Source organism: Streptomyces atriruber, assembly GCF_001418325.1.
Classification (GTDB): Bacteria; Actinomycetota; Actinomycetes; order Streptomycetales; family Streptomycetaceae; genus Streptomyces; species Streptomyces atriruber.
In genome coordinates this window covers 1-1833 of the sequence record NZ_LIPN01000537.1, presented here as the reverse complement: position 1 = coordinate 1833, position 1833 = coordinate 1, and the positions used below count along the sequence as shown (strand labels likewise).

The window sequence follows — 1833 nt, the reverse complement described above, 5'->3', positions numbered from 1 at the left end:
GTTCGAACATTGTTCTGGTGGTCGCGAACCTCGACCCTCACCACACCCAGGAAGCCACGGTCTCGTTGGACATGCCGCAACTCGGCCTGGACTGGCACGAGTCCGTGCCGGTGCGCGACGAGCTCACCGGCGAGACCTACCACTGGGGCAGGGCCAACTACGTGCGCCTTGAACCGGGCCGCGCTCCCGCGCACATCCTCACGGTCCTGCGACCGTCCTCACCGTTGATCGGAGGGTCACCCACACCATGATCGTCAACGAACCCGTCCAGGACACCTTCGAGGACACACCCGCCAAGGACCGCGACCCCGAATGGTTCAAACGCGCCGTCTTCTACGAAGTCCTGGTCCGCTCCTTCCAGGACAGCAACGGCGACGGCATCGGCGACCTCAAAGGCATCACCGCCAAACTCGACTACCTCCAATGGCTCGGCGTCGACTGCCTCTGGCTGCCCCCCTTCTTCCAGTCCCCCCTCCGCGACGGCGGCTACGACGTCTCCGACTACACCGCCGTCCTCCCCGAATTCGGCGACCTCGCCGACTTCGTCGAATTCGTCGACTCCACCCACCAACGCGGCATGCGCGTCATCATCGACTTCGTCATGAACCACACCAGCGACCAACACCCCTGGTTCCAGGCCTCCCGCACCGACCCCGACGGACCCTACGGCGACTACTACGTCTGGGCTGACGACGACAAGCAATACCAGGACGCCCGCATCATCTTCGTCGACACCGAAGCCTCCAACTGGACCTTCGACCCCGTCCGCAAACAGTACTTCTGGCACCGCTTCTTCTCCCACCAACCCGACCTCAACTACGAAAACCCCGCCGTCCAGGAAGAAATCATCTCCGCCCTCCGCTTCTGGCTCGACCTCGGCATCGACGGCTTCCGCCTCGACGCCGTCCCCTACCTCTTCGCCGAAGAGAACACCAACTGCGAAAACCTCCCCCGCTCCCACGCCTTCCTCCAACGCGTCCGCGCCGAAATCGACGCCCACTACCCCGACACCGTCCTCCTCGCCGAAGCCAACCAATGGCCCGAAGACGTCGTCGACTACTTCGGCGACTTCCAAAACGGCGGCGACGAATGCCACATGGCCTTCCACTTCCCCGTCATGCCCCGCATCTTCATGGCCGTCCGCCGCGAATCCCGCTACCCCGTCTCCGAAATCCTCGCGAAAACCCCCGCCATCCCCTCCGGCTGCCAATGGGGCATCTTCCTGCGCAACCACGACGAACTCACCCTCGAAATGGTCACCGACGAAGAACGCGACTACATGTACGCGGAATACGCCAAAGACCCCCGCATGCGCGCCAACATCGGCATCCGCCGCCGCCTCGCCCCCCTCCTGGACAACGACCGCAACCAGATCGAACTCTTCACCGCCCTCCTCCTCTCCCTGCCCGGCAGCCCGATCCTCTACTACGGCGACGAGATCGGCATGGGCGACAACATCTGGCTCGGCGACCGCGACGCCGTCCGCACCCCCATGCAATGGACCCCCGACCGCAACGCCGGCTTCTCCTCCAGCGACCCCGGCCGCCTCTACCTCCCCACGATCATGGACCCGGTCTACGGCTACCAGGTCACCAACGTCGAAGCCTCCATGTCCTCCCCCTCCTCCCTGCTCCACTGGACCCGACGCATGATCGAGATCCGCAAACAGAACCCGGCGTTCGGACTCGGTTCGTACACCGAACTGCCCTCGTCCAACCCGGCGGTTCTCGCCTTCCTGCGGGAGGCCCCGTCGACCGGCGCCGACGGGGACGACGGAGACGACCTGGTGCTGTGCGTGCACAACTTCTCGCGTTTCGCCCAGCCCACCGAGCT

General features: G+C 64.8%; 1 protein-coding gene and 1 pseudogene. Both read left to right on the top strand.

All coding sequences use genetic code 11. The features are described from left to right. A pseudogene (locus AOK03_RS37875) lies at positions 1-251 on the top strand (alpha-1,4-glucan--maltose-1-phosphate maltosyltransferase); the annotation flags it as partial. Beyond that, a partial coding sequence (gene treS, locus AOK03_RS37870) for a maltose alpha-D-glucosyltransferase (protein WP_055569903.1) occupies positions 248-1833 on the top strand: 1586 nt, incomplete at its 3' end. The pseudogene AOK03_RS37875 and the gene treS, both read left to right, overlap by 4 nt.